At 73.4% G+C, this 25,535-nt stretch carries 26 protein-coding genes, 1 tRNA gene and 1 riboswitch; of the genes, 17 read left to right on the forward strand and 10 right to left on the reverse strand.

Features of this window, described 5'->3' with window-relative positions:
- Positions 1–747 precede the first annotated feature (747 nt).
- Positions 748–1,014 carry a DUF6210 family protein gene (locus EIO00_RS25915; protein ID WP_422100041.1) on the forward strand — a complete coding sequence of 89 codons (267 nt, stop codon included), beginning with the start codon at positions 748–750 and terminating at the stop codon, positions 1,012–1,014.
- A 24-nt stretch (positions 1,015–1,038) separates the two neighbouring features.
- Positions 1,039–1,317, forward strand: a complete 279-nt coding sequence (locus EIO00_RS25920) for a DUF6210 family protein (RefSeq protein ID WP_422100039.1) — start codon at positions 1,039–1,041, stop codon at positions 1,315–1,317.
- Here EIO00_RS25920 and EIO00_RS11435 read toward each other — a convergent pair.
- Positions 1,218–1,496 (reverse strand): MoaD/ThiS family protein, encoded by a 279-nt coding sequence (locus EIO00_RS11435; RefSeq protein WP_140177991.1) that lies wholly within the window; start codon positions 1,494–1,496, stop codon positions 1,218–1,220. The genes EIO00_RS25920 and EIO00_RS11435 overlap by 100 nt on opposite strands.
- Positions 1,497–1,527: 31 nt before the next feature.
- Positions 1,528–2,769: a threonine synthase gene (gene thrC / locus EIO00_RS11440; RefSeq protein ID WP_140177993.1), complete on the reverse strand. Its 1,242-nt coding sequence runs from the start codon at positions 2,767–2,769 to the stop codon at positions 1,528–1,530.
- Positions 2,770–2,784: 15 nt separating this feature from the next.
- Positions 2,785–2,925: riboswitch (SAM riboswitch) on the reverse strand.
- A 477-nt stretch (positions 2,926–3,402) separates the two neighbouring features.
- On the opposite strand from thrC, the gene EIO00_RS11445 reads away from it, so the two are divergent.
- On the forward strand, positions 3,403–4,881 hold the full coding sequence (locus tag EIO00_RS11445; RefSeq protein WP_140177994.1) for an alpha,alpha-trehalose-phosphate synthase (UDP-forming): 1,479 nt from the start codon (positions 3,403–3,405) through the stop codon (positions 4,879–4,881).
- Between the two features lie 36 nt (positions 4,882–4,917).
- On the opposite strand, the gene EIO00_RS11450 is transcribed toward EIO00_RS11445, so the two are convergent.
- Positions 4,918–5,937 (reverse strand): sulfotransferase family protein, encoded by a 1,020-nt coding sequence (locus EIO00_RS11450; RefSeq protein WP_241661285.1) that lies wholly within the window; start codon positions 5,935–5,937, stop codon positions 4,918–4,920.
- 150 nt (positions 5,938–6,087) lie between these two features.
- Complete coding sequence (locus tag EIO00_RS11455; RefSeq protein ID WP_140177998.1) at positions 6,088–6,639, reverse strand: RNA polymerase sigma factor; 552 nt, start codon at positions 6,637–6,639, stop codon at positions 6,088–6,090.
- A 116-nt stretch (positions 6,640–6,755) separates the two neighbouring features.
- Here EIO00_RS11455 and EIO00_RS25625 point away from each other — a divergent pair, with 116 nt between their 5' ends.
- Positions 6,756–8,816: a serine/threonine-protein kinase gene (locus EIO00_RS25625; RefSeq protein ID WP_140178000.1), complete on the forward strand. Its 2,061-nt coding sequence runs from the start codon at positions 6,756–6,758 to the stop codon at positions 8,814–8,816.
- Here the strand turns inward: EIO00_RS25625 and EIO00_RS11465 are convergent, their stop codons facing one another.
- The 3 genes from EIO00_RS11465 to EIO00_RS11475 all read right to left on the reverse strand — a co-directional run bounded on the left by EIO00_RS11465 (position 8,817) and on the right by EIO00_RS11475 (position 11,868).
- On the reverse strand, positions 8,817–10,409 hold the full coding sequence (locus EIO00_RS11465; RefSeq protein ID WP_140178002.1) for a serine/threonine-protein kinase: 1,593 nt from the start codon (positions 10,407–10,409) through the stop codon (positions 8,817–8,819).
- A gap of 282 nt (positions 10,410–10,691) precedes the next feature.
- Positions 10,692–11,513 carry a trehalose-phosphatase gene (gene otsB, locus EIO00_RS11470; protein ID WP_140178004.1) on the reverse strand — a complete coding sequence of 274 codons (822 nt, stop codon included), beginning with the start codon at positions 11,511–11,513 and terminating at the stop codon, positions 10,692–10,694.
- Positions 11,514–11,532: 19 nt separating this feature from the next.
- Entirely contained in the window at positions 11,533–11,868 is a 336-nt protein-coding gene (locus tag EIO00_RS11475) for a DUF3263 domain-containing protein (protein ID WP_140178006.1), read from the reverse strand.
- 164 nt (positions 11,869–12,032) lie between these two features.
- Between EIO00_RS11475 and EIO00_RS11480 the strand changes: the two genes are divergently transcribed.
- Complete coding sequence (locus tag EIO00_RS11480; RefSeq protein ID WP_140178008.1) at positions 12,033–12,851, forward strand: SAM hydrolase/SAM-dependent halogenase family protein; 819 nt, start codon at positions 12,033–12,035, stop codon at positions 12,849–12,851.
- Between the two features lie 90 nt (positions 12,852–12,941).
- Here the strand turns inward: EIO00_RS11480 and EIO00_RS11485 are convergent, their stop codons facing one another.
- From EIO00_RS11485 to EIO00_RS11495, 3 genes are all read right to left on the reverse strand, one after another.
- On the reverse strand, positions 12,942–13,220 hold the full coding sequence (locus EIO00_RS11485) for an SHOCT domain-containing protein (RefSeq protein WP_206664114.1): 279 nt from the start codon (positions 13,218–13,220) through the stop codon (positions 12,942–12,944).
- A gap of 116 nt (positions 13,221–13,336) precedes the next feature.
- Complete coding sequence (locus EIO00_RS11490; protein ID WP_140178010.1) at positions 13,337–15,763, reverse strand: S8 family serine peptidase; 2,427 nt, start codon at positions 15,761–15,763, stop codon at positions 13,337–13,339.
- 270 nt (positions 15,764–16,033) lie between these two features.
- Positions 16,034–16,495, reverse strand: a complete 462-nt coding sequence (locus tag EIO00_RS11495) for a hypothetical protein (RefSeq protein ID WP_140178012.1) — start codon at positions 16,493–16,495, stop codon at positions 16,034–16,036.
- A 133-nt stretch (positions 16,496–16,628) separates the two neighbouring features.
- Between EIO00_RS11495 and EIO00_RS11500 the strand changes: the two genes are divergently transcribed.
- The 12 genes from EIO00_RS11500 to EIO00_RS24180 all read left to right on the forward strand — a co-directional run bounded on the left by EIO00_RS11500 (position 16,629) and on the right by EIO00_RS24180 (position 25,318).
- A tRNA-Thr gene (locus EIO00_RS11500) sits at positions 16,629–16,702 on the forward strand.
- Positions 16,703–16,873: 171 nt separating this feature from the next.
- On the forward strand, positions 16,874–17,329 hold the full coding sequence (locus EIO00_RS11505; protein WP_422100040.1) for a DinB family protein: 456 nt from the start codon (positions 16,874–16,876) through the stop codon (positions 17,327–17,329).
- Positions 17,330–17,511: 182 nt separating this feature from the next.
- Positions 17,512–17,934: an ASCH domain-containing protein gene (locus tag EIO00_RS11510; RefSeq protein ID WP_140178014.1), complete on the forward strand. Its 423-nt coding sequence runs from the start codon at positions 17,512–17,514 to the stop codon at positions 17,932–17,934.
- Positions 17,935–18,100: 166 nt separating this feature from the next.
- On the forward strand, positions 18,101–18,715 hold the full coding sequence (locus EIO00_RS11515; RefSeq protein ID WP_161602701.1) for an SUKH-4 family immunity protein: 615 nt from the start codon (positions 18,101–18,103) through the stop codon (positions 18,713–18,715).
- A gap of 38 nt (positions 18,716–18,753) precedes the next feature.
- Positions 18,754–19,104, forward strand: a complete 351-nt coding sequence (locus EIO00_RS11520; protein WP_140178018.1) for a hypothetical protein — start codon at positions 18,754–18,756, stop codon at positions 19,102–19,104.
- Positions 19,105–19,374: 270 nt separating this feature from the next.
- Entirely contained in the window at positions 19,375–19,800 is a 426-nt protein-coding gene (locus EIO00_RS11525; protein WP_140178019.1) for a YbaB/EbfC family nucleoid-associated protein, read from the forward strand.
- The gene (locus tag EIO00_RS11530; protein ID WP_140178021.1) at positions 19,797–20,117 is read left to right on the forward strand and encodes a WXG100 family type VII secretion target; all 321 of its coding nucleotides are present in this window, start codon (positions 19,797–19,799) and stop codon (positions 20,115–20,117) included. The genes EIO00_RS11525 and EIO00_RS11530 overlap by 4 nt, the downstream gene beginning before the upstream one ends.
- 6 nt (positions 20,118–20,123) lie before the next feature.
- Complete coding sequence (locus EIO00_RS11535; RefSeq protein ID WP_140178023.1) at positions 20,124–20,615, forward strand: WXG100-like domain-containing protein; 492 nt, start codon at positions 20,124–20,126, stop codon at positions 20,613–20,615.
- Complete coding sequence (locus EIO00_RS11540; protein WP_140178025.1) at positions 20,608–21,270, forward strand: nucleic acid/nucleotide deaminase domain-containing protein; 663 nt, start codon at positions 20,608–20,610, stop codon at positions 21,268–21,270. The genes EIO00_RS11535 and EIO00_RS11540 overlap by 8 nt, the downstream gene beginning before the upstream one ends.
- Positions 21,271–21,288: 18 nt before the next feature.
- Positions 21,289–21,900 carry an SUKH-4 family immunity protein gene (locus EIO00_RS11545; RefSeq protein WP_140178026.1) on the forward strand — a complete coding sequence of 204 codons (612 nt, stop codon included), beginning with the start codon at positions 21,289–21,291 and terminating at the stop codon, positions 21,898–21,900.
- Between the two features lie 394 nt (positions 21,901–22,294).
- Positions 22,295–23,170: an SUKH-4 family immunity protein gene (locus EIO00_RS11550; RefSeq protein ID WP_161602702.1), complete on the forward strand. Its 876-nt coding sequence runs from the start codon at positions 22,295–22,297 to the stop codon at positions 23,168–23,170.
- 3 nt (positions 23,171–23,173) lie between these two features.
- Positions 23,174–25,318 (forward strand): WD40 repeat domain-containing protein, encoded by a 2,145-nt coding sequence (locus EIO00_RS24180; RefSeq protein ID WP_161602703.1) that lies wholly within the window; start codon positions 23,174–23,176, stop codon positions 25,316–25,318.
- Positions 25,319–25,535 lie beyond the last annotated feature (217 nt).

Consider the following 25,535-nt stretch of genomic DNA (forward strand, 5'->3'; position numbering starts at 1 on the left):
GCCTCCTCGTCGAACGCGATCATCTTTGCAGCCATAGGCTCCAGTCCTCCCGGAACGAGGTGGCTATCACGGATCGAGCCGACGCCCGCGACGGACGACCTACCCGACGACAACCCTTCCGCCGCCGGAGTGAGGCCTCATCGCCCCGACCCCAGAGTGTGGGATTGTCACTCTCCACAGGAGAGTGCCAACCGTTTTTTAGCACTCTACCCTGTCGAGTGCAAGCGCCCCACCCGTTGCTCGCCAAGGGCTTCCCCCACCTGCCAATACACGCTCTCACCTGCGAGAACGCCATCATCGGCGCGGTTTGCGGACACCGCCGCGCGGCGCTGTCCGCTGCCGTCGGTCACCGGCCGTGACCACGGAGGGGAAGGACCGACGAGGGCCCGTGGAGCGGTGTGCCGAACCGTCGTGGGCGCACGCTCATGCATCCGCGCCCACGCCGTCCACGCCGTCCCGTGGCCGGCCAGCGCCGGCCGGCCCCCTCCGTCGCCCCGCCGCGGAGCCCGCACCCGCCGGCGGCCTCTGCGGTCCCGGCCCGGCGGCTCGCAGTCCCGGGCGTCAGCGCCGCATCCGGCCGGCCTTGCCGACCCTCTTCCGTCCAGTGGGCCGGGCGGCGGCGGTGATCTGGTCCGTCAGGCGGCCTCTCCGGCCGGCGAACGCCCGCGGCCGCGGTCGGCGGACGGGCATGACCGCCGATGCGAGACCGGCCGGGTGAAACGGCATGTCTTCATCGATCCGGACGGCATGGCCGGGGCCGAGGGGTGGCTGTACGTGGTGGTGGAGGCTCCGACCGGGGTCGTCTATCACCAGCAGTACGGCGGTAGCGCATGTCGGCAGGGCAGGGTCGAGGGGGTTTTTCGTCCCGGTGTTCGGCGGAGGCGTTCTCGGCTGGTTGCGGGAGGTGTTCACAGGCCGGCACAAGGGCGCCGGCGCCCGCGGCCACAGGTGGTCCGACGCCGAGTCGGAAGAGCTGCGGGAGGCGCTCGCCGACGTCACGTACCGGCACCGTGACGGCTTCGACGAGACCCGCATCCGTTGCGGCTGGACGAGACCCGGGTGCGGGACATCGACGAGGCGTGGACACCGGTGAGCACTCCGGACGGGCCCGGCGTGCTGTGGTGGCCAACTCGGACTGAAACGCCACCGGGCGCCCCTGCGGGCAGGGGCGCCCGGTGCGCTGCGAAGGCCCGGGGGCGGTCCCCCGGACGGGCCGGTCAGCCGCCCGCGACGGCCGGGATGATGGAGATCTGGGTGCCGGCGGGCGTGGGGGTGTCCAGGCCGTCGGCGAACCGGACGTCCTCCTCGCCGACGTAGACGTTGACGAAGCGGCGGATCTTGCCCGAGTCGTCGAGGATGCGGGCGGCGATGCCGTTGTAGTTGGCGTCGAGGTCGGTGATGACCTCGCGGAGGGTGGCGCCCTCGGCCTTGACCTCCGACTCGCCGCCGGTGTATGTGCGCAGGATCGTCGGGATCCGTACCGAAACCGTGCTCAATGTGCTCCCCACCTTCAGTGTCGGGTCGGACTCAGGCCAGGCCGGAGGCGCGGAAGTCCTCCAGCGTGGGGTCGATCTCGGCGGAGGGGGTGGCGACCGGGGCGACCGCGTCGAGGGTCTTCAGGCCGTCACCGGAGTTGATGATGACGGTCTCCGCCTCCGGGTCCAGTGCGCCGGAGGAGACCAGCTTGCGCAGGCAGCCCACGGTGACGCCGCCGGCGGTCTCGGCGAAGATCCCCTCGGTGCCGGCGAGCAGCCGGATGCCCTCGACCACCTCGGCGTCGGTGACGTCCTCCACCGCGCCGCCGGTGCGGCGGACCACGTCGAGCACGTACGGCCCGTCGGCGGGGTTGCCGATCGCCAGGGACTTGGCGATGGTGTCGGGCTTGACCGGGCGGACCACGTCGTGTCCGTTCTTGAAGGCGGCGGCGACCGGGGAGCAGCCGGTGGCCTGGGCGCCGAACACCTTGTAAGGCTTGTCCTCGACCAGCCCGAGCTTGATCAGCTCCTGGAAGGCCTTGTCGATCTTGGTGAGCTGGGAGCCGGAGGCCACCGGGACGACGATCTGGTCGGGCAGCCGCCAGCCGAGCTGCTCGGCGATCTCGTATCCGAGGGTCTTGGAGCCCTCGGCGTAGTAGGGCCGGACGTTGACGTTCACGAACGCCCAGTCCTCCTGCTCGCCGGCGATCTCCGAGGCGAGCCGGTTGACGTCGTCGTAGTTGCCGCGGACGGTGACGAACGTGCCGCCGTACACCGCGGTGGTGATGATCTTCTGCTGCTCCAGGTCGGCGGGCACGAACACCGCGCTGCGGATCCCGGCGCGGGCCGCGGCGGCGGCCACCGCGTTGGCCAGGTTCCCGGTGGACGGGCAGGCCAGCACCTTGAAGCCCAGTTCGCGGGCGGCGGCCAGGGCGACCGCCACCACCCGGTCCTTGAAGGAGTGGGTGGGATTGCCGCTGTCGTCCTTGACCCACAGCCGCTGCATGCCCAGCGCTTCGGCGAGGTGGTCGGCGCGGACCAGCCGGGTGAAGCCGGGTTCGGTGTTGGGGGTGTCCTGGACGTTCGACGGGACGGGCAGCAACCCGCGGTAACGCCAGATGTTGCGCGGCCCGGCCTCGATCGAGGCGCGGGTCACCCCCGTGAAGTCGTAGGCGATTTCGAGGGGGCCGAAGCACTGCTCACAGGCGTACCGGGGGCCCAATTCATAAGATTCGCCGCATTCGCGACAGGACAGGGACGTGGCAGGTCCAAGATCGGCAGCATCAAGTGCCATGCAGCGAGGCCTTTCTCCTCATCTGTCCCGCGCCACCCTGGTCACGGGCCGGAGTTGGCACCCTGTCCCAGCCGGCCTCGCGGGTTGCGAGCGTCAGCACCGGGACGGGTTGCCGGGGTTTCACAGGGCCGGTCCCTCCACCCCTCTGGATGAGCGTTATGAAGTTGTGCATGCCGCCCGCCGGACGGGCGCACGCCGTACCGGCCAGGGTATCAACGCGTTATCGGATCACCCCAAGCAGCGGACTTGTGGGGGACTTTACCCGATTTGACCGCATCGCAGATGTGCCGTCTCGCGTTCTGAGACGCGGTAAGCATGATCAAACCCGCCGGGCATCGATCCGGGGGCGGACGGACGCGCCCGCGGCCGGCGACGCCGCCTCCGGCCGCCGGTCGTCTCCGCCCGATCCCGCCCCGGCGCCGTCCGGTCCCGGCGCCGTCCCGCCGTGGCCGACATCGGTCCCGGCCGGGGGTTGACACCGCGGCGCACCGGCGCTCCGCGGCGCCGCCGCCACCGGCGCGCACCCCGTCTGTGCACGGCCGATGCGCCTCTCCCCCTCCCTCGCCCGCGGCCCGGCGGTAAGGCGGGACCCGTCGCACCGCCCGGTGACCGCCCCGTGTCACACTGCCGAGCATGAGTGACTCCGCGCATGGGGCCGCCGACCGTCAGGTGCTCGTCGCCTCGAACCGAGGCCCGGTGTCGTTCGCACAAGCCGAGGACGGCACGCTGACGATGCGCCGCGGAGGCGGCGGGCTGGTCTCCGGCCTCGCCGGAGTCGCCGCGGGGAACGGCGCGGGCAGGCCGATCTGGGTGTGCGCGGCGCTGTCGGACACCGACCGCCTGGCCGCGCGGCAGGCCCCCGACGGGCGGCTGGACAAGGCCGGATACGACACCGGAGGGGCCCGCGTGCGGATGCTGGACATCCCGGCCTCGACGTTCCGGCGGGCCTACAACGGGGTGGCCAACTCCACGCTGTGGTTCGTGCACCATCTGCTGTACGACACCCCGAACGCGCCGCACTTCGACGCCCGGTCGCGCCGGGACTGGCAGTCGTACGAGGCCTACAACGCCGCGTTCGCCGATGCGCTGGCCAGGGACGCCGAGCCGGGGGCGCGGGCGGCGATCCAGGACTACCACCTGTCGCTGGCGCCGCGGATGCTGCGCGAGCGCCGCCCCGACATCACGATCGCGCATTTCTCGCACACCCCCTGGGCCCCGCCGGAGTACTACCGGCTGCTGCCCGACGACCTGGGCGTGCAGGTGCTGGAGGGCATCCTGGGCGCCGACCACGCCGGGTTCCTGACCCGGCGCTGGGCGGAGGCGTTCCTGGACTGCTGCGAGGCGCTGTTGCAGGCCAAGGTGGACCGGGCCGCCGGCACCGTCCGCCACAAGGGCCGCACCACCCGGATCGGCGTGCACGGGCTCGGCGTGGACGCCGAGGAGCTGACCGCCCGCGCCGCGCAGCCCGACGTGGCCGAACGCGCCCGGGCGCTGCGCGAGCAGGTGGGCGACCGGCAGCTCATCGTGCGGATCGACCGCACCGAGCCGTCCAAGAACATCGTGCGGGGCCTGGCCGCCTACCGGGAGATGCTGGCCAACCATCCCGAATGGCACGGCCGGGTGGTGCATCTGGCGTTCGCCTACCCCTCCCGGCAGGACCTGCCCGAGTACCGGGCCTACACCCGGGCGGTGGAGGAGACGGCGGCGCAGATCCGCCGGGAGTTCGGCACGCCCGACTGGAACCCGCTGATCCTGCAGGTCAAGGACGACTATGCGCGCACCCTGGCCGCCTACGGGATGGCCGACGTGCTGCTGGTCAACCCGATCCGCGACGGGATGAACCTGGTCGCCAAGGAGGGCCCGGTGCTGTCGCGGCGGGGATGCGCGCTGGTGCTGTCCCGGGAGGCCGGCGCCGCCGCCGACCTGGGCGAGCACGCGCTACTGGTCAACCCCTACGACGTGTCGCAGACCGCGGAGACGCTGCACCGGGCGCTGCTGATGCCGCCCGACGAGCGGGCCGAGCGCTGCCGCCGGCTGGCCGCCGCGGCGACGGCGCTGCCGCCGCGGCAGTGGTTCGCCGACCAGCTCGCCGCCCTGGAGCGCGCGGAGTGAGGCCGGGCGGCCCGCGGCCTCGGTCTGAGGCCGTCCTCAGGCCGAGGCCGCGACGTCGTACTCGGGCTGGCCGAGCAGGCAGGCCACCGGGCCGGGCTCGCGGTACCGGATGATCCGGTCGCGGATGAGGCGTTTGCAGCGGATGTTCCGGCGGCGCAGGGCGACCCGGGCGTAGCGGGCCAGGTGCCCCGGCGACGGGCGGCCGCCCTCGCCGCTCAGCTCATAGCCGTAGGCCCGCAGCCGCGACCCCAGCACCGTCTCGGCGAGCGCGATCTCCCACGGCTCCAGCCGGTGCTCCCAGGACCGCACCCTCTCGGTGGTGACGGCGTCCTGGGTGCGCTCGTGCCACGTCTTCTTGGGCGGAACGGTCAGTCGGGCGATCTCCTGCGGCTCGGTCATCTGCGGGTCGAACTCCTCGCCGAGGAACCGGCACAACTCGGCCAGCTCGGCGGCGGGGTCGGCGACGAGCCGTTCGTACTGCAGCTCGTAGTAGGAGTCGGGGCCGAGCGTGCGGGCGTGTTTGCGGCCGTAGTCGATCGCCTCGCGCCATGCGCTGATCGCGTGGTAGACGCTGCCCGTGTACCACGGCATCTCCTTCAGGGAGGCCACGCAGTCCCGGCCGTCGCGGATCAGGTGCACGAACTGGGCGTCCGGCCACAGCCGGCGCAGCACGTCGACGTGCTTGAAGTAGCTCGGCCGCTTGTCGCCCCAGCGGGGCTTGCCGTACTTGCGGGCGTAGGCGCGGAACACGATGCCCAGCGCCGAGCCCATGGTCGGCGGGCCGGCCACGATCTCCTCCACGACCTCGCGGGGGTCCAGCCCCAGGTCGCCGAACTTGGTCTCCTTGCGGCCCGTGATCCATTCCGCCAGCGCCCGGCGGTTGGCCGGGTCCCGCAGATCCCCGAACGAGCGCCGGGAGTTGTAGGCCTGGAGCAGGAACCGCGTCTCGGTGGGAATGGCGATCCGCTGATGGGAGTGCAGCATCAGCTGCAACAGCGTCGTGCCCGAGCGGGGGCAGCCGATGATGAAGATGGGCCGGTCGGGTTGAGATGCCATGGGGCTCATGCTGGAGGACGGCCCGGAAGCGGCGCCGCCGTCCCACCGGCCCGATGGCCCGGGCATTAACGACTCTTGACGAACCGCGGGTCGGCCCTTGCCGGCTCCATGACCCGCGCGGGCCGGACGCCGGCCGGATGCGCCGGCCGGTCAGCCGTAGGACTCCCCCAGCGTCTGGCGGACCTGCTTGCGGGCCTCGTGGATGCGGGACTTGACGGTGCCCAGCGGCAGCCCCAGATGCTCGGCGATCTCGGAGTACTCCAGCTGGGAGATGTCCCGCAGCACCAGCGCCTGGATCAGGTCGGGCTTGCGGGCCTCCAGGTCCTCCATGGCGTCCAGGATGTCCACCCGGGATCCGGCGATCACGCTGGTGCGGCGCGGGTCGGGCCGCTGCTGCGGCAGCTCCCCGGCCTGCTCCAGGCTGCGGCGCTTGAGCGAGCGGTAGGTGGAACGGGCCGAGTTGGCCACCACCACGTGCAGCCAGGTGCTGAACCGCGAACGCCCCTCGAACCGGTGGATGTTGCGCGCCACCTGCAGCAGCGCGTCCTGGCAGGCCTCCTCGGCGTCCTGGCGGCACGGCAGGAAGCGGGCGGTGTGCCGCAGCACGTCCGGTTCGATGCGGCGCAGCAGCTCGTTGAGCGCCTCCTGATCGCCCTGGGCCGCCTTGACGGCCAGTTCCTCGGTCCGTTCGTCAAACGCCATGGCCGCCTTCGCCTCCATACCGGTCGGGGCGTCCGACCCCCGGTGTCGTCCGGCTCGCCATCACGCCCTCCGGTCGGGTTTCCCCGCAGCCCCTATTTCTTGGGCATGATACGTGGGTGTCCATACCGTCTTCAGTCGGCCGTTACCGAATCGAACGCGTCCTGGGCTCCGGGGCGTTCGCCTCGGTGTGGCTGGGGTACGACGATGCGTTGGATGCCCCAGTCGCGATCAAGGTGCTGTCCGGAAGCCTGCTGGATGACCTCGACGTTCGCAACCGGTTCCTGGAAGAGGCACGGATCTTGCGGCGGGCGGACTCCGAGCGGCTGGTGCGGGTGCACGACATCGGGGAGCTGCCGGACGGACGGCCTTATTTCGTCATGTCGTACGCCGACCGGGGCACGCTGGCCGACCGGATGCGCGAGCGGCCGCTGGAGGTGCCGACCGCGTTGGCGCTGGCCGAGGAGATCGCCCGGGGCGTGCAGGTCATCAACCAGCTCGGGGTGATCCACCGCGACCTCAAGCCCTCCAACGTGCTGTTCCAGTCCGCTCCCGACGGCGGAGAACGGCTGCTGATCGCGGATCTGGGGCTGGCCAAGGCCATCGCGCACGCCTCCGGGGCGTTCACCCTGCCGGTGGGGACGCCCGGATACATGTCGCCGGAGCAGGCGCGGTTCGGCGGCGGTCTGGACGTGCGGGCGGACGTGTACGGGCTGGGCGCGCTGACCTATCACATGGTGACGGGCAAGGCGCCGGGTCCGCCTCCGGTGAAGAAGAAGCCCAGCGAACTGCGCGCGGAACTCACCCCGGAGTTCGATCAGGTGATCCTGCGCGCCATGGAAGTCGATCGGGAACGTCGGTATCCGACGGCGGAGGCGTTCGCGGAGGCGCTGGCGTCGCTGCGGGCCGCCGTCGCCTCCGGCTCCCCGGAGCCGGGTGCGGGATCCGGTCCGGAGCCCGGCGCGGGGCACGATGCGGGATCCGGCGCCCCGAGCGCGCCGGCGCGACACGGCGGACCGCCGGCGAACGCCCCGTCCACCGGCGGTCCCGAGCCCGGCGGGCCGGTCGAACCCGCGCCGCCCACCACGCCGGACGTCCACCCCGCCAGGCGGCGGGCCGATCAGGCGCAGGCCCCGCAGGGAGCGCAGGCCCCGCAGGGCGCACAAGGTCCGCTGCCCCCGCAGGAGGTGTCGCCGGGGCCGCGGGAGGAGCCGCGCGGAGAGCCCGACGAGCTGCGCACCACGCAGATGCCGCTGCCCACGGGGCAGGGGCCGCCTCCCGCGGCGAGCGAGGAGATGGGCGGCCGGATGAGCGAGCAGACGGTGATCGACCCCCCGACGGCGCCCCCGCACGCGGCGGGGCCGAAGGAGCCGGACGGAGAGCGCACGATCGCGTTCGCCCCGAACCGGCTCGCCGCTCCCGGGCAGCAGCCCCCCGGCCCGCAGGGCGCCCCCCAGGGCCCGGCGGGCCCCGGAACGCCCTTCCCCGGGCCTCCGCCCGGCGCCCCCCACGTCCCCGGCGCCCCCGGCGGTCCGGGATCGCAGCCGCCGAGCGGGCCGGGCGCCAAGCGCGGGCGCTGGGTCGCTCCGGCGATCGGCGCCGGGCTCCTGGTGGTCGCGCTGATCGTCGGACTGGCGCTGGGGAGGCTCGGCGGCGGCGGCAAGCCGGACAAGACCGCCACACCCACCCTGCCGGCCGACTTCACCGCGGTCAGCGACCCCTCCGGCAAGATCACGGTGTCGGTGCCCAAGGCGTGGGCGAGGCTGCCGGAGCCGACGACCTGGCAGCCCTCCACGGTCGGGCTGGCCGATGCGCAGGCCCGGCCGGTGCTGCGGGCGACACCGGGCACGTTCCAGCAGTTCCTGGACATCACCGGCACGACCCCGGGCGTGTTCATCGGGGTGACCACCGACATCGCCCCGGGCAAGCTGCCGCCGCCCACGGCCTCCCGGCACGACCAGTGCACCAAGGGGCAGCCGGAGAACTACACCACCCCGGACAAGAGCCTGTCGGGCACCATCACCCGCTACACCGCCTGCCGCACCGGCACCCCGTCGATCACCGAGGTGGGGCTGGTCGACCGGAACCGCGGGTTCGGGGTGTGGATCCGGGTGAAGGAGGTCGACGACCGCAAGGTCACCGACGACATCCTGCGCACCCTCAAGATCACCGGTCCGTGATCAGCGGGGGAACGGCACCTCGGTGACGGGGGCGGCGGTCAGGTAGCCCCGTCTCCACACATACAGCCGCAGGTCGCCGGGCCGCGGGTCCTGCTCCACCGGCACGTCCACCGTCACCCGGACCGTGTACCAGGAGCGGGGGGCCATGGACCGGTCGTCCGCGCCGCCCGGCGAGCCCCCGGCGAGCCGGGCCGTCACCTGCGGCCGGGACGGGGGCGCGCACATGTCCTCGGGCACCCCCTCGTGCCACATGCACCGGCCGCGGTCCCCCTCCGGCAGCAGATCGCGCTTGATGAACACGTCGGCGATGTGGAGGTCCAGCGGCGCCGGCCGATCGGTCGGGTTGCCGAGCGCGTACTCGGCGTAGAGGGGGGCGTCGTCGGCCGGGGAGGCCGCATGCACGGTGGTGCCGGTGCCCCAGCCGATCGCCGACAGCCGATAGCGGCGGCCCTCCGGGGCGGTGACCGTGACCGTCGGGCCGGCCCGCATCCCCCGTTCCGCGGGGCCGCCCGCCGTCAGGTCGGCCGGGTGCACGGAGTCGGCCTTCTGCCAGGCGACCACCAGCGCGGCGGTCGCGACGGCCCCGGCCGCCAGCCCGGCGAGCAGGCTGTGGCCGCGGGCCGCGCGGCGCCGACGGGCGGCGTCGCGGGTCCGGCGGCGGGCGGCGTCGCGGCCGCGGAGGCGAACCTCGACCCCGCCGGAGCGCCGTCGGCCCGTCCCCGCGGGGCTCTCCGGCGGGCGGGTCGCGTACCGGGGTTCGACGACCGGCAGCGGGTCGGGGACGGTCCGGCGGGGGGAGGGCGCGGGCGGCGGTGCGGCGTCCCGCCTCAGCCACCGCGCCACGTCGGCGGCGGACGGCCGCAGCCGGGGGTCCTTGACCAGGCAGCGCAGCACGATCTCCGGCAGCCGCCCGGGCATCGGCCCCGGATCGGGCCGGTGCCGCAGGATCCGGGTGAGGGTGGCCGGGTCCTCGTCCGGGCCGAACGGGGGCCGCCCGCAGAAGGCGTAGATCATCACGGCCGCCCAGGCGAACACGTCCGCCGCGCCGGTCGGCTCTCCGCCGTAGAGGTGTTCGGGGGCCTTGTAGGCGGGGCGTCGGTCGCCCGGCTCGGGCCCGGCCAGCGCGGTCACGGCGGCGTCGGTGATGCAGGGGCCGTGCGGGCCGAGCAGGATCGTCTCCGGCCGCAGGCCGCCGTGGACCAGGCCGGCCCGGTGCACGGCGGCCAGCCCTTCGATCACACCGACCGCCAGGCGGTGCAGCGTCTGAGGTGTGCAGGGGCCGTGCCGGCGCACGGCCTCCGCCAGCGACGGGGCCCGCAGGTGCTCGCTCACCAGGTATGCGCCGCCGGCCTCGACGCCGCCTCCCAGCACCCGCGGCACGGCGGGCGAGTCGATCGCGCGGGCCTTGGCGAGCACCTCGTCGACGGGCGCGCGCGTCCCGGAGACGATCCGGTGGATCACCACCGTCCGGCCGGAGGGGTCCCGGCCCAGGTAGACGATCCGGCGTTCCCCGGTCGCCAGGCGACCGATCAGACGGCACTCCCCCAGCGTCCGGGGGTCTTCCGCCCGCAGCGGCGCAGCCTCAGCCGGCATCGTTCGCTCCTGCTCCGGTCCGCTCGACGTCACGCCTCGCTCGTCACGTCTTGCCTCATTAGTAACATCGCGGGCCCGTCATACGTCCAGCCCGAAAACCGGCGCGTCGGCGACACCCATATCGCCCCCCCCACACCGTCCGATGGTCGTCCCGTCCGCCGCCCCGATCCGGCGGAGGCCCGGCGGCGGGCCCGCGCGGCCCTCGGGCGGGCGCGCCCGGGGCGCCGGATCGGCGGATCCCGACCGGGGCCGGCCGTGGAGCGGGGACGGGGCGGGGAGGGATCAGGAGAGGGAGTCCGCCAGCTCCTCCAGGAGGGCGACCACCCCGGCGGGGCCGTCGACCACCACGTCGGCCCGCTCGGCCAGGGCGGGGACCTCGTCGGAGCCGCTGCAGATCTTCACCGTGGGGGTCCCCTCGGCGCGCAGGGCGTCGAGGGCGGCGTAGGCGGCCAGATCGCCCAGATCGTCCCCCGCGTACAGCACCGCCGAAGGGGTGCGTCCGGCCAGGAAGTCGCGCAGGGCCACGCCCTTGTCGACCCCGGGCGGGCGGAGCTCCAGAACGTAGCGGCCCGGTTCGACGTGCAGGCCGGTGCGTTCGGCGAGCGCCTCGACCAGGCTGCGCAGCCGATCCAGGGCGACCTGGGGCTCGGCGCAGCGGCGGGTGTGGACGGCCAGGGCGTGGTGCTTGTCCTCGATGTGCACGCCTTCGGGCGCACCCGCCGCCTGGAGCAGGGCGGGGAGCTTGGCGCGCGCCTCCGCCACTCCGGGGGGCGGGTCGGGGACGGTCAGCTTCCCGTCCGCCCAGCGCTCCAGGCCGTACTGGCCCAGCACCTCCAGGCCTGGCACGTCCGCGAACCCGCCGTACTCGACGGCGGTGGCGGCGGGCCGGCCGGTGACGATCACGACCGCGTCGACCAGCGGGGCGAGCCGGGCCAGCGCGGGCGCCGCGCCGGGATGGGCGCGGGCCTGGGCCGGGTCCTCGACGATGGGCGCGAGCGTCCCGTCGAAGTCCAGCGCGACGACGGCGTCGCCGGGGGCCTCGCGGAACGCGGCCAGGGCCTCGTTGCCCGCGGCGGTCCGGGAGTTCACCGATGGTGCGGTCATGCCCCCAGTGTCGGACACCTCAGGGGCGGATGCCGAACCGACGCGCGGCGCGCTGGCGCTGCCGCTGGGCCCGCATCCGGCGCAGCCGCTTGACCAGCATCGGATCGTGGCGCAGCGCCTCGGGCCGGTCGATCAGGTCGGTGAGCAGCTGGTAGTACCGCGTCGCCGAGATGCCGAACTCCTCGCGGATGGCCCGTTCCTTGGCGCCGGCGTGCTTCCACCACTGGCGTTCGAAGGCCAGGATGCGCCGGTCGCGTTCCGACAGCGACTCGTCGGGGAAGGGGTCGCCGCCCGCGGGGCCGGGCCCGTGGGGGTCGTCGGGGTCGTCGGGTCGCAGGGCTGAACCGTCGTCCATGGCGCCCTCCCGAGGGGACGCGTCCGCGCTCGGCCCGCGCGGATCGTTCCCCTCTGTGATCTTTGATGCCGGTCGTCCGGGTTTCGGCGGTGCCATGCTAACGGGCCCGGCCGACATCTTCCCGCCGTTCCGCCGCATCACCGAGCACCGTACGCTGTCGGCACGTGGCGGCTTATCAGTGTCTGACGTTCCTCACCGACTACGGGCTGGAGGACGGGTTCGTCGCGGCGTGTCACGGCGTGGCGGCCCGGATCAGCCCGAACACGCGCATCATCGACATCACCCACCTGGTGCCGCCGGGCGACGTGCGGCGGGGCGCGGCGATGCTGGCCCAGACGGTCCCCTACCTCCCGCCCGGGGTGCACGTGGCGGTGGTGGACCCGGGGGTCGGCACCCGGCGGCGCGGCGTCGCCGTGGCGGCCGGGGAGCGGGTGTTCGTGGGCCCCGACAACGGGCTGCTGTCCTGGGCGGTGCGCGAGGCCGCCGAGGACGGCCGGGTGCGCGCCTATGAGCTGACCAACGAGGAGCTGTGGCTGCGGCCGGTGTCGGCCACCTTCCACGGGCGCGACATCTTCACCCCCGTGGCGGCGCACCTGCTGAACGGGATGGACATCGCGCAGACGGGCTCCCCGCTGCGGCCGGAGGACCTGGTGTCCCTGCCGACGCCGATGCGGCGGATCCGGGGCGATGCGATCGAGGGAGAGGTGCTGACGGTGGACCGGTTCGGCAACGTCCAGCTGTCGATCCCGGCCGCCGATCTGGAGGGGCTGGGGATGCGCCCGGGCGAGCCGGTGCGGCTGTCGCTGGGCAAGCGGACGATGTCGGTGCGGCTGGAGCGCACCTTCGGGGAGGTCCCGCCGGGCGAGCTGGTCGCCTACGCCGACTCGGCCGGATATGTGGCCCTGGCGGTCAACTCCGGGAACGCGGCGCAGCGGCTGAACCTGCCGCCGGGCGCCCATGTGCGGCTCGCCCCCGCCCGCTGAGGGCGGCCGGGCCGGTGACCGCGGCCGGCCGGCCCGGCCCGCGCAGGTCGGCGCGTCCGCGGACCGTACGGATCACGCGGGACGCGCGGATCACAGGTCCGCGCGCAGGGCCGACATGCGCCGGTGGTACTCGTCCTCGTCGATCTCGCCGCGGGCGAACCGCTCCGCCAGGATCGTGCGCGCGCCCGCCTGCGGATCCCGCCCGCCGACGTCCGGACGCGCCGCGGCCCGCCGCCACAGCAGATAACCCACCGCGGCCGGCACGGCCAGCCACAGCAGCCCGAACACGAGCGGGAAGACCGGCCAGAACGCCGGCGGATCCCCCTGCCCCCACGGCCCGTGGGCCAGCATCGTCATCACCATGGTCATCGACCTCCTCGCCGTGCGATGCGCATACGGCGATGCTCGGCGAAAGGCACCGGCCGCGGCATCGTCCGGGCGGAGGCTTCGCGACTACGCCCGGTGCGGTAGCGGGCCGGCCGGGACTACCACCACGGCCGTTGCTCCTCGCCCTCGTTCCGCCCGCCGTGCCAGTCGGGGTCCTGAGCGGTCCCCGGGTCGATCGCCGGGAACGCCCGGGTGGCCAGGTCGTCCTCCTCGTCGCGCAGGGCCGGGGCGGCCCCCTCCTCTTCGGAGCGGGTGACGGGCCAGGCCAGGTCCTGGTCGCTCACCGCGCGGAACGGGGCGGTGGGCGAGGAGGCGTCCACGGGCGGCCCGGTCTCCGGCCTCGGGACGGCGGGCTGCTCGAACCCGGGCTCGGGGAACGGCGGCTCGGGGGCGCGCTCCTCGGGGGGCACGGCGGTCTCGCGGCCGAGGTCCAGCGGGGCGTCGTCGTCGTGGGGCACCGCCCGTTCCCGGCCGAACGGGTTGCCGAACAGCGGGTCGTCGCCGAAGCCGGACGCGGGATCGTCGGTCTGCGGGCGGGCGTGGGCGCCGACGGGGGCCCCGCTCCGCGGCTCCCCCGTCGGGTCGTAGGGGCGCAGGTTCTCCGGCTCCAGCCGAGGGTGCCCGTTGCCGTTGCCGTTGGGCGTCGCCGGGGGCGCCTCCTTCGCCGGCGGCAGATGCAGATCGGACTGCGGCATCCACGCGCCGGACTCGGAGATCGGCAGGGCGGGGACGGGCGGCGGCTCGGCGGACCCGGAGTGGCCGGTCTCGGAGCGGTCGGTCCCGTGACGGCCCGGCTCGGAGCGCTCCGGCCGCTCGTGGCGACCCGACGACCCGTGGTGCTCCGGCTCGCGGCCGTCGGTCCAGTGGTGGTCGGAGCCGTGGTGATCAGACCCGTAGCGGTCGGACCCGTAGTGGTCGGACTCGTAGCGGTCGAATTCGTGGTGGTCGGACTCGGAGCGGTCGAACCCGTGGTGATCGAACCCGTGGTGGTCGGATCCGTGGTCGTCGGCCCCGTAGCGATCCGGCTCGGCGTGGTCGGGCTCGGCATGGTCGGGCTCGGGACGCTCCGGCCAGTCCAGCGGGGCGACCTTGCGGTCGTAGGGCTCGGCGGAGCGGACGTGGGCCGCGGCGGCCACCGGCTCGGGCGGCGCGGCGACGAAGTCGTCCTCCTCGTCCCGGGAGCGGCGGCGCTGCCGCCAGCCGAGCGCCAGCCCGGTGACCACCATCGCGCTGCCGCCGGCGACCACCGCCCACAGCAGGGTGTCGGACTCTTCGGCGGGCGGCTCGTCCGTGGCGACCGGGGTCGGGGTGGGCTCGGCGGCGGGCGAGCCGTAGGCGGCCTTGTTGATCCGGGCGGCGGCCTGCATGGCGCGCACCGCGTCCAGGGACTGGGAGCACACCTGGGCGCCCGTCCCGGTCTGGCCGTTCTGGTCGGTCTGGTCGGACTGGTCCGGCTGCTGCCCGTTCTGGCCGCTGCGCTGGACGGTGCCGCGGGTCAGCGCCTGACGCACCTGGTCGGGGGTGAGCCTGGGGTACCGGGAGCGGATCAGCGCGGCGACCCCGGCGACGATGGCCGAGGACGGGCTGGTGCCGGTGCCGAGCACATAGGCGTCCCCGGGGGCGGGGCTGATGATGTCGACGCCGGGCGCGCACACCGACACGTACGAGTTGCGGTTGGTGTCCTTCCAGGGAAGCATCCGCTTGTCGACCGCGCCGACGGCGATGACCCCGGGATAGGCGGCGGGGAAGTTCTTGCGGTTGGGGCCGGAGCCGTCGTTGCCCGCCGAGGCGACCAGCACCACGCCCTTGGAGAGGGCGTACTGGATGGCCTCCTCCTCGACGGCGTTGCCGTTGTAGAAGGCGCGCCCGCCGCCCAGCGACATGTTGATGATGTCGGCGCCGTTGTCGACCGCGTACCGGATGCCCTTGGCGACGGCGTCCCGGCTCTGCCCCGCCAGGTTCCCGGTCTGCCGCAGCGGGTCGTCGTTCTCCCAGGTCACCCGGATGGACAGGATCTTGGCGCGGGGGGCGATGCCCATCACCCCCGCGGACTGTCCGGGGCCGCTGCCGTGCCCGGCGATGATCCCGGCCATCGCGGTGCCGTGCCCGCCCCAGTACCTGCCGCCGGGTCGACGGTTGCCGCCGGTGTAGTCGGGGCCGTCGATCACCTGGCCGGTCAGGTCCCGGTGGGTGCCGTCGACACCGGTGTCCAGCACCGCCACGGTGATGTCCTTGCCCTTGCTCCACCGCCAGGCCCGCGGCACCCGCATCGCGTCCAGGTACCACTGGCGGGAGCGCACCGTGTCGGTGGGGGCGGCGGCGTGCAGGGCGCCGGCCGCGGGAGGCCACGACCCGCTGCGTTCCCCGGACGGTCCGCCGTGGCGCAGCACGACCACGGGGACGATCGCGGCCGCCGCCAGCGTGGCGAACGTCAGCCCGGCGGTGATGCGGACCGCCAGCCGGGAGGCGCCGGAAGGGCCGGGGTCGTCGATGGGGTCTGGTCGGCGTCGGCCGGCGGGGGACACGGCACCAACCTCCTCGCGGCATCGGCCGTCGGATGCGGGGACGGCTTCGTTCGGGCGTGGTCCGCACCGGGCCGAGGACGGGCCCGGCGGGACCGTCCGGTCCGAGGCGTCCTCCCTGTACGCGGCCAACATTGTGCCACGCCCGCCCTCCCCGACTCGGGCGGTCGGCGCATCAAGGCCCGCCAAGGGACACTGAGGCATCCCTTTCCCTTGCCGGCGACCCTGGGTCACGGCCGGTGACGCACCGTCGACGGCGGGCCGGCGGGCGGGTCAGTAGCAGGGCCCGTAAGGCCGGTCGCAGTAGACGATCAGCCCGTCCAGGCGCTCTTGGACCTCCTCCACGAACGCCTCCGGCCCGGTGACCAGCCAGGTCTTCCCGTACAGCACGGCGAACGGGCTGGTGTCGCCGGTCGACGCCTGCGCCGCCCCGGTCTTCCAGCTCGGCAGCAGCGACTCGACGGTCGTGCCGAGCCGGGGGTCGACCACCTCGGCCGCCACGTACCGGTCGCTGAACCGGCACTCCACCCGGCTGCGATCCCCCCGGCATCCGGTGGCCCCGCTGTCCACCAGGATCGCGGCGATCCGCCGGGCCTCCCCGGTCGCCCCCGGCACCACGGAGCCGGCGCGATCAGCGGCCCCGGAATCCCCGTCGAACAACGCGAAGACCGCACCGGCGACGGCGAGCGTTCCGCCGACCGCCCCGGTCAGGGCCAGCAACGACTTGGCTTTCACCCGCCCAGGATGCCCTACTCGCCGGTAACAAAAGTCCGGCGGTCACGTGAGAGTCGCCACGTAAGCGGCCACTGCCGCATAACTCCGCAGCGGCCGTCCCGCGGCGGGGGTATGGTGGCTTCGACACCAGCCAGCCCCTGTAGCTCAGCTGGCCAGAGCAGCCGCCTTGTAAGCGGCAGGTCGCCGGTTCGAACCCGGCCGGGGGCTCTCATCTCTTTCTCCGCGAGAACGCCGGAACGAACGCGCCCGGCGCCGCCGCGCGCCGACCGGCCGCACCGCTGATCACCCGCGATCCAGCCGCCTCCCGCAGGCCTGGGCGTGCGCACCGGCCGACTAATCGTTTCCGCGGCGGGGCGGTGGTGCGCCAGAGTCGGCGCGGTGAACGCATCACGACGTGACCTGCTGCGTTGGCAGTTCGAGCTGACCTGGGCGCTGTTGGACTACCACCTGGAACGACTGACCCTCGAGGACTTCCTGTGGGAGCCGGCCTCCCACTGCTGGACGGTGCGGCAGAACGCCGACGGAACATGGACGGCGGACTGGGCCGACGGCGAGCCCGCCCCCGTCCCGGTCCCCACGATCGGCTGGCTGAGCCGGCACATCGGCTGGTGGTGGAGCGTGACCCTCGACCACCTTCAAGGACGCACGCCCCGCGAGCGGACCGACGTCGTCCGGCCGGGCGAGGGCGAGGCGGCCGTCGACTGGCTGCGCGGCCTGCGCGAGGAGTGGCCGACGGTCCTGGAGCGGCTCACCGACGCCGACCTGGACGCCCCCGCCCCCTTCCCTGGCGGGACGATCCCGAGCACACCGTCGCCCACACGATCGGATGGGTGAACGCCGAACTGATGAAGAACGCCGCCGAGATCGGCCAGCTCCGGCTGGTGCGCGCCGCCTCCGGGCGGTGAACCGCTCCCGGCACGGGCGTTGATCGGCCGCCGGCGGCCGTACGGTCCGGCCGATCCTCGTCGCTCCCTTTTCGCCGGCGGCCGGCCCGCCGGCCGAGTGATGATCGCAAGGTGCCTCATCCCGACGATCCCCGACTCCGGGCGCTGCGGGCGGTCACCGTGCCCCAGCCGTGGGCGGGCCATATCGTCGAGGGCCGCACCACCGTTCTGGGGCGCCACCACCCGACCCGCCATCGCGGCACCCTGCTCATCCACGCCGGACGAGGCCCGGAGCTCACCGGCGTCCCGCTGCCGCGACCCGCCATACGGCGCTTCGGCGGGTTCGTCGCCGTCGCCGAGCTGATCGGCTGCCACCCCGCCGACGGGCCGTGCGCTCCCGTCCCTCCCGCCAGCCGCTGGCACTGGGAACTCGCCCGGATCCGGCCCCTGTCCAGGTCCGTCTCCGCCCGCGGCCGCCCCGGCCTGTGGCGTCCCACCAATGAACAGATCCGGCTCATCGAGCGGCAGGAGCCCCTGTGGTGGCCCTGCCTCTGAGCGCCTCCGGACCGGGCCGCATCGGCCGGGTCGATGGAGAGCATGGAGGCCGCCGGTGCGGCGGCGGAGGCGGCGGAACCGTCACGAGCGCGCCCCCCTGCGCGTCGCCCGCAGGACAGTCCGGAAAGGCCCGCCGACGGGCCGGCGATGCATCGAAAGGGACCCCATGACCGACCCCATGCCCGACATCGTCGAACGCAGGCAATTGATCGAGGTGTTCGGCGCCGGACATCTGCTCACCGTCCCGCCCGATCGGCTCCCCGCGTCGCTCACGCACGAGCCCACCCGCCGGTTCCTCACCGAGGCGGGGTTCCCCGACGAAGAGGCCCACGGATTCCTGTGGGTGGACGAGCACCTCACCACCGGAATGCGGCCTTTTCCGGAGGCCGACTTCTTCGACGACGTGGAGTGTCCGCCCGAATGCCGGGACCACCTGCTGCTGGGGGAGCAGGAGGCGGCGGTGGTGGGCGCGGTCGGCATCGACGGGACGTCCGGCACGGTGCACCTGGTCTCCGAACTGGACGTGACCGCCCCCGTGGTGCTGAACTCCAGCATCGCGCACCTGGCCTATTTCCTTTACATCTTCGCCCGCTACCAGCCCGTGTACAGCGCGGACAATTATCCGGAGAACGCACCGGAGGAGTACTGGGGCCGTCTTCTGGTCGATGTGGCGGACTTCATGCGCAAGAAGCTCATGAAGGCCGATCCCGTCGCCTTCGAGCACCCGGAGAACATCTGGGATTCCTGCCTGGAGGAGGTCGCCACCGGAGCCTGGTCCTGAACGCGGCGCACGGCCCTCTCCGCCCTCGCACCATCGCCGTGCGCGGCCACCCGGCCCGCATCCGCCGGGAGCCGCCCGCCGCATCGCTCGCCGGCCGTCGCCGCGCCGGAGCCGCCCTGCGGGCGCTGCTGGAGCTGGGCGCCAAGGACGTGGCGGTGCTGCGGGACGGCCGTGAGGAGCGCATCCCCGTCGAGCGGCTCACCGTCGGCGACCGGTGCGGTCCTGCTCACCCGGACGGGCGCCCCGGGCGGCACCGCGACTCCGCCGAGGAGCGACGCGCGACAGCGCCCGGGGCGATGGGGCGCGGCGGCTCCCGAGCGCCGGAGCGGACCGGAGCCGGCGCCGGCCGCTGCGCGATGCGGCGGGCCGAGCGGCCCGGATCGACGTGACGACCGCGACACCCGTCCGGCCGAGAGGACGGCGGGCAAGGCGCATGCGGTCGACCGGCACGCAGAAAACGCTGCTGACCTGCATATATGGCGGAGCGACGGGCTCAGCGCGCAGCAGCGTACCGGACAGTACGCACCACAAAACAATAAAAGTTGCCAATAATACCAAAGATCGCCAAGCGATAATATTTCCCCATCTGCCCTTATGATTCGGCTCGCCGACCGGATGGGCGGCCGTTCAGCGTCGGGCCAGCGAAGAGGGTGGTGCCATTGGCGGAGTTCACAAGCTCCGAGTTCGACCGCATGCTGTCGGAGGCCAGAGCGGCGCTGGACGCGATGCGCTCCCGAGGATCGGCTCCGCCTGACGAGGAGGAGGTCAAGGGCGTCGGAGAGGCCGCGGACGGCCGGGTGACGGCGACCGTGAACGGCAGCGGCCTGCTGGAGAGCGTCGAGCTGAACCCGCGGGTGCTGCGCCTGCCCGCCGAGGAGATCGGCGAGCACATCGTGACGGCGGTGAACGCGGCCCTGCAGGACTTCCGCACCAAGGCGAGCCGGGCGACGGACGCCGCGCCCGTGGACCTGAACGCGCTGGCCGCGAGCATGCAGGAGCTGCAGGACCAGAGCGTGCGGCAGATGACGCAGATCGGCCAGGCGTTCAACGAGCTGCTGACCAGGCTGGACGGGCTGCGGCGATGAGCGACTACCGGATTCAGGCGCAGAGCATGCGCACCGCGGCCGGCGAGCTGGAACGCGCGGCGGAACGGCTGGCGGAACAGTGGAAGGCGATGCTGGCCACCGTCCGGGGGATGGGCGAGCCCTGGGGCTCCGACGACATCGGGGTGCTCATCGGGACGAGCTACCAGGCCGTCGAGGCGCAGGCCGACGAGAGCCTGACCGGCGTCTCCAGGGAGCTGGGATCCATGGCCGAGGGCCTGCGGCAGGCGGCCGACAACCACCAGAAGGCCGAAGAGAAGAGCACCGAAACCGTTTCCAAGGTCTATCAGAACGGATGACGCACAGTGGGACTGCAACTCCCCGGTGAGCTGGTCTCCCTGCTGAGCATGCTGGGGTACACCTGGCCGGAGGCCGACGAGGGCAAGCTGTTCCAGCTCGGCTCCCAGTGGATGGGCTTCAGCGGCACCCTGAACGAGATCGCCGCCGCCGCCGAGGAGGCCGCCCGGAAGGTCCCGTCCGTCAACACCGGCGCCGACATCGCGGCGTTCCAGTCCGCCTGGTCGGCCGAGGACGCCCCGCTCCCCGTGCTGCGCAAGGCGAGCATCGGTGCGCTGGCCGTCGGCGGCTGCTTCCTGTTCTGCGCGGGCGTCGTGCTGGCGCTCAAGATCGGCGTGATCGTCCAGCTGGTGATCCTGGCCATCCAGATCGCCCAGGCCATCGCCACCGCCCCGGCCACCTTCGGCGCGTCCCTGCTGGAGATCCCCGTCTTCAAGATGATCACCGGCATGATCATCGACTTCCTCATCGACCAGGCCATAGGAGCGCTCCTTGGCTAACGGCAAAAAGGGCGTCGGCGGAAAGCTCGCCTCTAAAGGCGCAGGGATCTTCGGCAAGGCGGCGTCAGAGCTGTTCGAGCTGCCGGTTCCGAAAGGAAAGCGCGCACACTTCCTTCGTCCCGTCCCGCCCACCCACGAGCGCGCCAAGAAATACCGGCTTCCCCCCAAGAAGAAGGGCGAGACGCGCCCCATCGCCACATACCAGAAGGCCGGCAAGGAGCAGCAGGACCTGCGGGACGCCGTCAACCAGGCCCGGATCGAGAACAAGGACACCGGCGGCAACTACGCCGCGTACCGGTACATCGACAAGGACGGGAACGAGGGCATCCTCGTCGCCCGCAGCGGCCAGGAGAACGAGGACACCGGCGGCTACAAGCAGTACGTTTACCACTCCGAGCAGCAGGGCGGCTCCTTCCTGCTGGACCAGATGAAAGAGGGCAACGTCGTCAGGGTCACCGAGGTCTACACCGAAAGATCCCCCTGCAACGTCCGCTCTCAGCAATGCGGCGCCTGGCTGTATGAATATTTCCAGAAGCATGACTCCAATTTCAAAGTCACCTATGATGAGCTGTACGACACCGCGGAGAACAAGGCAAAGGCCAACGCGGCGATCAAGGCCAAAGCGATCGACCTCCTGAAGAAGGGGAGCATTTGATGCCGATGAGGGGGCGGGATGACCATCCGACTGACCCGTGAGCGGCTCGCCGAGGCGTACGGGGCGGAGAATCTGCTGACCGTCCCCGCCGAGCGGCTGCCGGACTCGCTCGTCCACGGGCCGACCCGCGAGTTCCTCACCTCGGTGGGCTTCCCCAACTCCAGGGTGGAACCCCTGGTCGAGGTGGACGAGGCATTCGCGGCCGGGCTGCCCCCCATGGCCGAGCACAGGTACTTCGGCGAAGGCGAGTACGGGGGGTGGGAGCTCCCCGTCCAGTGCGGCGACTTCCTGCTGCTGGGCGACTGGAACTCCGCGGTGCTCGGAGTGGTCGGGCTGGAGCCGCGCAACGGCACCGTCCACGTGGTCTCCGAGATGCAGGACGAAGGCGAGGCCGCACTGCTGAATTCCAGTGTCGACCGCCTGGCCTATTTCCTCCTTGTCCTCCATCTCGCTCACCGTCCGGACTTCGACCCCGCTCGTTTCATCCCTCCCCCCGAGGCCGCCCGGGCGGCACGCGAAGAACTGCTCAGCGAACGCATCCGCCACGTGTTCCTGCATGCGGATCCCGCCGCTCTGCAAGGCGAGGAGAGCATCTGGGAGGGCGTCCTGATGGACATGGACATGCTCTGATCGGCGAACTCTCCCCGGAATGCGGCCCGGACGACGGAAAAAGAACACCGCGATCGCGTGGAGCGTCACCGAAAGGCCCGCCGGAAAGCGGATGCGACGTCCATCGCCCGGGACCGGATTTCCCCCGACGATGACCGGCCACGGCACGGTGGCGGACCGGCGGAAACCCATGCCGGCCCGAACGCCGGGGATCCGATCGGAGTCCGCCGCCCGCCGGAGCAGGCCCCCGCCGGCGCCCGATCCCGATCCGCCCGTGCCGACGATTCGCCGCAGGACGACGGTCCGGACCGGATGGGCGCACAAGGGCGTAATAGAGTCGGCGGTGCCGGCGACCGGCGGCCCGGTTCGGGGCCGAATGCACGGTGACGGCGAGAACATCGACGATGAGGCGACCATGACGACAGCGCTCGCTCAACGGATACAGGCGCATTTCGGCGAGCAGGGGATGCGCAGGTTCACGGCCGAGGAGACGGCCGGGGTGCGGGTCCCGGACGCCGCCGTGGCGCGGGTCATCGAGCTCGGCATGCCCGTGCGGGTCGGGCCGTACTTCACCGCCGCCGAGCCCGGCGAACCCGCCGCGCTGGGGGCGTACGCCTCCTCGATCGGGTTCGACGCGGCCGAGACCGAGCCCGGTGAGCAGGCCGCCGGATGGCTGCGGCTGGGCACCGACGAGGGGGCGGAGATCTGCGTGGACGGCGCCGGCGCGGTCCAGGCGGTGTTCGTTCAGGCGGACGCTCCCTCGATGCACGTCAACAGCGGCGTGGAGGCGTTCGCGGCGAGCCTGCTGACGCTGGACGAGTACCTGCCGGCGCTGGCCTCCCCGGGACGGCGCGGTCCCGCCGAGGTGTTCCGGGAGATGCGCGGCCGGCTGCTGGAGATCGACGCGGCGGCGCACGAGGACGACGAGGCCTGGTGGCCCCGGGTGCTGGAGCAGATCCGGCACGCGCTGAGCTTCCCGTTCTCGGCGGCGTTCGAGGTGGTCGAGCCGGGCGGCCGCAGATACATCGAGACCGAACGGGCGCAGGTGGGCCTCCCCCACCCCGAGCAGGTGCTGTGGGCGAAGCTGGAGGCGCGGGGCGTGCGGCCGGAGCAGATCAGCCGGATCTACACCGAGCTGGAGCCGTGCTTCCTGCCCGGCAACTACTGCGCGATGTGGCTGACCATGTTCCCCAACGCCGAGATCTCCTACGGCCACCCCTACGGGGCCACGATGCGCGAGCGCGAGGAGGGCTTCCTGCAGCTCATGCGCGAGGCCGCCGGGCAGGGCTGAGACATGACGATCCCTCCCGACCCCCCTGAGACCTCCCCCGCCGTCGGCGCCGGCCGGGAAGCGGCCGCCGCCGCCGTCACCGCATGGCTGTCGGACCCCTCACGCCCCCGGCTGTGCCTGGTGACCGGGGCCCCGGCGACGGGCAAGAGCTCGCTGGTCGCCCGGGTGGCGCTGACCTCGCTGCGCGCCGGCCGGGCGCATGCGATCTTCAGTGCGCGCGGCATGACCCTGCACGCGGCGACCTGGGCCGTCGCCGAACAGCTCGCGCTGCCCGGAGGCGGCCCGGACAGCCTGGTGGAACGGGTCGCCGCCGACACCCGCCCGATCACGCTGATCGTCGGCGAGCTGGACGAGTGCGGCGTGCGGATGGACGGCGCGGACGCCGGCGAGATCATCGGGCGGCTGCTGTCGCCGCTGCTGGAGCTGCCGCACGTCCGGGTGCTGGTCGAGGGCCGGCCCCAGGCGGTGGCGCCGCTGAGGCGGCACCCGGCCGAGACGTTCGATCTGGACGAGCCCTCCTTGACCGACCGGCAGGGCTTCACCGCCTGGCTGAGGCGGGTCGCCGCCCGGCAGGGGGTGCACGACCCGGCCGTGGTGGAGGCCGCCGCGACGCTGTACCCCAACGCGGGCCTGGCCGAGCTGGCGCTGCGCGCCAGCCCCGGCGAGGACGTGCCGCTGCGCTGGCTGCGCTCCGTTCCGCAGCAGGCGTGGCCCGCGCTGGAGGCCCTGGCGGGCGCGTACGCGCCGATCAGCCCGCAGGTGTGGTGGGCGTGGACCGCGGCGCTCGCCGGGGACGCCGCCCGCGGTCAGGAGGCGCTGTCCCTCGCCCGGCCGCTGGTCGCCCGGGTCGGCGACCGGTACACGCTGGACTGCCGCATCCTGCGGGAACGGATCCGCGGCATGCGGGACGCCGCCACGGCCGCTCAGGTCGCCGTGCTGCTCGGGCACGCGCTGTTCACCACGCTGCCGGCCGCCGGGGGCGCCGTGGACTGGGCGAACGCCGACCCGTACGCGGCCGCGCAGATCCTCCGGCACGCCGTCGCCACCGGCGTCGCCGAACGGCTGCTGGAGGATCTCGGCTGTGTGGTCCACGCCGATCCCGTCGCCGTCACGGCGACGCTGGAGGAGCTGGGAGACCGCGCCCCCGCGGAGCTCGTCCGCGCCTGGGAGTTCGCCGGGCCGGCCCTGCTGGAGACCCGGGAGCCCGCCGAACGGGCGGCGATGCTGCATCTGGCGGCGCGATGCACCGGCGGGACCGGCACGGCCGGTCGACTCGCCGGGCACGCCGCCGCGGCCCCCTGGACGACCCGGTGGGCCGACGCCCGCCCCGGGGACTCCGGCGCCGGAAGGTGGGCGGGGCCGGTGGAGGCGCTGGCGTTCGCCCCCGCCGGCGACGGCGGCCGCCTGCTGGCGGCGGGCGCCGGGACGCTGCGGCTGCTGTCCCCCGTCGACGGGAGGCCGGTGGGACGGTCACCGCAGCGCATCCCGGACGCCCGGGCGGTGCTCGCCTTCACCGACGGCTCGGTGTTGTGCCTGGACGGGGGCGGCGGGCTGGTGAACGTCCGGGGAGTCCGGGAACCGTCCGGCGCCGAACCGCTCGCCGAGCGGGTCCGCGCGACGGTGGCCGGGCACCGGACCGCACCGCTGTCGGCGCTGGCCGCCGACGAGAGCGGGCGCGGGCACATCATGGCCGGCGACCGCTCGGGGGCCGTGCATCTTTGGCGTCCGGGCGACGACGACCCCGGGCCGGTCTCCTGGCCCCTCCACGTCGGTCCCGTCACCGCGGTGACCTGCCTCAGGACGCGGTCGGGCGGGCATCTGGCGGTCAGCGGAGGCGCCGACGGGGCGGTCCGGCTGTGGAGCCCGGGCGAGGAGGGGGTCGACGGCGATGCGCTGTTGCAGCGCGACTGCCCGGTCACGGCCGTCGCCGGTGCGTCCCGGGCGGACGGGGCGCTGATCGCGGCCGGGTGGGCGGACGGTTTCCTGTGGCTGTGGCACTCCTCCGCCGACCGGGAGCTGGTCGTCCGTCTCGGCTTCCCGGTGAACGCCCTGGTCCTGACCGGTGACGGCGTCCTGTTCGTCGGCGGCCCGCACGGAGTGTGCGCTCTGGACGCCCGCCTCGACCGGGCGTCCCGGCCCGCCGCCTGAGCGTTCCCCGACGGCGGTCGAGAGGAGTTCTCCGGCCGTCGCGTACGCGCCCCGCCGCCTGAGCGCGGGCCCGCTTCCGGCGCGGCCGGCGCCGAAACGGCGTCATGCACGACGGCCCTGCCGAAGGCTCCCCCGCAACAAGCCTTCGACAGGGCCGGGTCGGAACCGTTGCGCACGCGCCAAGCTTCGGTCCGTCATCGACGGCACTCGACGCTAA

The sequence above is a fragment of the Thermomonospora catenispora genome (assembly GCF_006363815.1).
GTDB lineage: Bacteria > Actinomycetota > Actinomycetes > Streptosporangiales > Streptosporangiaceae > Thermomonospora > Thermomonospora catenispora.